Origin of the sequence: Bacillus sp. P14.5, assembly GCF_003316765.1 — a bacterium.
Taxonomy (GTDB): Bacteria; Bacillota; Bacilli; order Bacillales; family Bacillaceae_B; genus Rossellomorea.
On record NZ_NIJF01000050.1, the window covers coordinates 1 to 1,026 of the forward strand.

Annotated in this window: 1 protein-coding gene and 1 pseudogene; both read left to right on the top strand. The window is 44.2% G+C overall.

All coding sequences use genetic code 11. The features are described from left to right. Positions 1–169 (top strand): DNA translocase FtsK (locus B9Z54_RS06435; protein ID WP_162785114.1); only part of this gene is annotated, 169 nt, incomplete at its 5' end. 403 nt (positions 170–572) lie between these two features. Further along, positions 573–1,026: pseudogene (locus tag B9Z54_RS06440) on the top strand (GntR family transcriptional regulator); the annotation flags it as partial.

Here is a 1,026-nt window from a genome sequence, read left to right on the forward strand (position 1 = left end):
GTTCATCTTGACGCAAGAGACGGCTTCCACTTCGATGATTCAACGAAGATTCCGCATCGGCTATAACCGGGCCGCCCGTTTGATCGATTCGCTCGAACAAGCCGGGTATGTCGGGCCGTCTGAAGGCTCGAAACCTCGAAAAGTACTCATCAACCAACCTGAAGCTTAAGTTGATAAAACGAACGATTTTTAGACTGTATGTCTAATCGTTCGTTTTTATTTATTTCGGTTTTAATCATGTTCTCTGATGAAAAGTGGAAGAGGGACATGTTCGAACGAACTAATATAGCACATCTGACCTATTTGAGGCATTAAGACAATACTACTAAAACTGTTGAACCGCTTTCATTTTTTAATACCGTTTTCATTTTACGATTTCTTTTCAAAGCCTACCAGAACAGGTAATATAGACTATGAAGTGTACATAATCCCTTCACTTTAAAATATTTCCCTGATTCCGAACAAAAAGTATTGCGTTCTATTTCTCGAATCCCTATACTTAATATTGGCAAGGACATTCATACGTCAGATGTCTGAGCACTGGTAAGAAATAGGTAAAGGTGGTGAGGCCCATGTCGATCAAGCTCGATCATCGCTTGCTCTATCTTCGCGTGATTGAGAAAATCAAGCAGGATATCGACGATGGTGTCTATCGTGAAGGAGAGAAACTTCCTTCAGAATTCGAGTTGTCGAAGCAACTAGGAGTCAGTCGAGCGACGCTCCGGGAAGCACTTCGTATCCTCGAGGACGAGAAATTTGTCGTGCGGAAACATGGCGTCGGTACATTCATCAGTTCAAAACCCCCGTTCACTTCAGGGATTGAAGAGCTGTTCAGTGTCACGGACATGATCATGCGCGCCAAAATGACACCAGGAACGAAAGTGTTGGTAGGCCGAAAAGGTTCTAGCGACCGAGAGAGAAGCCGAGCGTTTAAAAATCGAACCGAACTCACCGATTTATCGGATCGTCCGGATTCGATATGCGGATGAGACACCAGTCGTCTACTGTGTGGATAAAATCCCGGCC